Annotated in this window: 4 protein-coding genes; 1 reads left to right on the top strand and 3 read right to left on the bottom strand. The window is 75.4% G+C overall.

Annotated features, from left to right (window positions below):
• Window positions 1-546, bottom strand: a 546-nt coding sequence (locus tag DVA66_RS19015) for an inositol monophosphatase family protein (protein WP_114561419.1), incomplete at its 3' end; no start/stop codon positions are given.
• A 92-nt stretch (window positions 547-638) separates the two neighbouring features.
• Here DVA66_RS19015 and DVA66_RS19010 point away from each other — a divergent pair.
• Window positions 639-1658: a LacI family DNA-binding transcriptional regulator gene (locus DVA66_RS19010; protein ID WP_114561418.1), complete on the top strand. Its 1020-nt coding sequence runs from the start codon at window positions 639-641 to the stop codon at window positions 1656-1658.
• A gap of 7 nt (window positions 1659-1665) precedes the next feature.
• On the opposite strand, the gene DVA66_RS19005 is transcribed toward DVA66_RS19010, so the two are convergent.
• Together DVA66_RS19005 and DVA66_RS19000 are read right to left on the bottom strand one after the other, a co-directional pair.
• Window positions 1666-2328 carry a response regulator gene (locus DVA66_RS19005; protein WP_114561417.1) on the bottom strand — a complete coding sequence of 221 codons (663 nt, stop codon included), beginning with the start codon at window positions 2326-2328 and terminating at the stop codon, window positions 1666-1668.
• Window positions 2325-2931 (bottom strand): sensor histidine kinase (locus tag DVA66_RS19000; RefSeq protein ID WP_232822072.1); only part of this gene is annotated, 607 nt, incomplete at its 5' end. The genes DVA66_RS19000 and DVA66_RS19005, both read right to left, overlap by 4 nt.

Raw genomic sequence — 2931 nt, 5'->3', positions numbered from 1 at the left:
CCACCAGGTGTCCCCGATGCGGCCCAGCGGCGGGAACTCGCCGTCACGCCAGCGGCGCCGCGAGCTGACCCCGCGCCAGCCCGCCGGGTCGCCGCCGACCGTCCGCGGCGCCAGCGGGGTGCCGTCGACGGTGACCCCGGCGCCGCGCTCGGCGACGAAGGAGCGCTGGTGCTGCGGCTGGTGGATCCAGCCCCGGACGGCCTCCCCGCGACGCAGCTCGGCCACCATCACCGCGTGGTCGGCAGACCCGCGGACGAAGTTGCCGGTGCCGTCGATCGGGTCGATCACCCAGGCCTGCTCGGCCTCAGCCAGGCCGTCCAGCACCGAGGCGTCGGCCGAGACCGCCTCCTCCCCCACCACCAGCGCGCCGGGGTGGGCCCGCGACAGCGCCTCGGTCAGCGCCACCTCGGCCTCGTGGTCGGCCACCGTGACGTAGTCGCCCGGGCCCTTCTCCGACACCTCGGCCTCGCCGAGGGCCCGCCAGCGGGGGGTGACCACGGTCTCGGCGACCCGGTGGATGAGCTGCAGCACCTCGTCGGTGTCCATGGCCCCCAGCCAACCAGATGGCCACGGGGTGTTTGCGCCCGTGGACGCCAGCACCGACAATGCCGCGAGGCCCCGACCACGGAGGGAGGCCGATGGCCCGCATCACGATCCGCACCATCGCGGACGCCTGCGGGGTGTCCCCGTCGACCGTCTCCAACGCCTACAACCGTCCCAGCCAGCTGTCGGTGCAGCTGCGCGAGCGGATCCTCGCCACCGCCGAGGAGCTGGGCTACGCCGGTCCGAGCGCGGCGGGGCGCTCGCTGCGCTCGGGACGGGCCGGGGCGCTCGGCGTCCTGCTGGCCGACCAGCTCTCCTACGCCTTCTCCGACCCCTACGCCATCGGCTTCCTCGTCGGGGTGAGCCAGGTGGCCGAGGCCGAGGGGGTCAGCGTGCTGCTGCTCAGCGCCACCGACCCGTCCGGCCATCCCGACATCGGCGCGGTCCAGCGGGCCAACATCGACGGCATCATCACCCTCTGCATGGACTCCGACCACGTCGTGCTCGACCACGCCAAACGGCGCGGGCTGCCGGTGATCTCCACCTACGCCCGCTCCGGCGACTTCTCGGTGGCCATCGACGACCGGCTGGCCGGACGGCTGCTGGGTGAGCACCTGCACGCGCTGGGCCACCGGCGGATCGCCTGCATCACCGGCGGCTACGCCCCCGACGGCTCGGGCGTGCGGCGGGTCGACTCGCTGGCCGAGCTGTCCTACCCCGAGCGGCTGCTCGGGCTGACCGAGGCGATGCCGGGGGTGGAGGCCGCGGTCTTCGCCGCCGACTACAACTCCTTCGACGCCGGGCGGCTGGCCGCCGCCGAGATCGCCGTCCTCGACCCGGCCGCGACAGCGGTGGTCGGGCTCAGCGACGTGCTGGCGATCGGCGCCCGCCACGAGCTGCTCGAGCGGGGTCTGCGGGTGCCCGAGGACGTCTCGGTGTGCGGGTTCGACGACATCGACGAGGCCGCCCACCACGGGCTGACCACAGTGGCCCAGCCGATCCTGGAGAAGGGCCGGCTGGCCGCGCAGATGCTGGCCGACCCGACCCGTCGAGGCCGGGTGGTGCTGGACGTCCGGCTGGTCACCCGCGGCTCCACCGCTGCTCCGGCGTCCTGACCCTGCCTCAGCGGCCGTCCACAACGACCACCCCGTTCTGGTAGGCCCACACCACCGCCTGCAGCCGGGAGCGGACGCCGAGCTTGGGCAGGATCCGGGCCAGGTGCGACTTCACGGTGGACACCTCGACCACCAGCTCGGCGGCGATCTCCTCGTTCGACATGCCGCGGGCCAGCAGCAGCAGGATGTCGTGCTCGCGGGCGGTCAGCTCCTCCGCAGCCCGGCCGGCGGTCACCGGTTGCAGGCTGCGGCGGCTGGCGAACTCCCGCAGCACCCGCCGGGTCAGCCCCTGGTCGAGGGTGCCGTGGCCGGCGGCCACCCGGCGGACCGCCTCGACGATGGTGGTCGGGTCGGCGTCCTTGAGCAGGAACCCGGCCGCCCCCGCCTCGAGTGCTCCGAAGACGTAGTCGTCGAGGTCGAAGGTGGTGAGCACCAGCACCGGGACGGGCCGCTCCCGCGCCGTGAGCCGGCGGGTCACCTCGATCCCGTCCAGCCCGGGCATCCTGATGTCGAGGCAGGCCACATCGGGCTGCAGCTCCTCGGCCATCGCCAGCGCCGCGGTGCCGTCCTCGGCCAGCCCGACCACCTCGAGGTCGGGTTCGGCGTCGACGAGGGCCGACAGCCCCGCCCGCACCAGCGCCTGGTCGTCGGCCACCAGCACCCGGATCATCCACCCACCTCCGTCGACGCGGGCCGGTCGGCCCGCGGCATCCGCACCCGGACCTCCCAGCCGCCGTCGGCGGTGGGCCCGGAGTGCAGGTCCGCGCCCAGCAGGTCGGCCCGCTCCCGCATCCCGACCAGCCCGAACCCGGGCGGTCCGTCGCGGTCGCTGCCGCCGGGGCCGTTCGTCACCGTCAGCTGCAGGGCGTCCGGGTCGCGGTCGTCGACCTCGACCCGGACCGGGGCGCCGGCGGCGTGGCCGGCGGCGTTGGCCAGCGACTCCTGGGCGATCCGGTACAGCGCGAGCTGAGCCACCGGGCCCACTCCCACGGCCAGCGGGGCGCCGTCGGCGGCGGCCCGGGTGACGAGCTCGACCGCCGTCCCGGCCTCTCGGCGCCGCTCGACCAGGGTGGCGATCGCGGCCACCGACTCCGCCGCCCGGGTGGCCTCGGTGTCGGTGCGCAGCAGCCCGACCAGCCGGCGCAGGTCGGCCAGCACGGCGGTGGTCTGCTCGCGCACCTGCGCCACCGACCGCCGCGCGGTCGCCGGGTCGGTCTCGATCTGGCGGTCCAGGGCGGCGGCCACCAGCGCGATGCCGGAGAGGTGGTGGGCG

The organism is Desertihabitans aurantiacus (assembly GCF_003344635.1).
Classification (GTDB): Bacteria; Actinomycetota; Actinomycetes; order Propionibacteriales; family Propionibacteriaceae; genus Desertihabitans; species Desertihabitans aurantiacus.
Note: the sequence above shows the minus strand (reverse complement) of the source record. Positions and strands in the feature narration are given on the sequence as shown.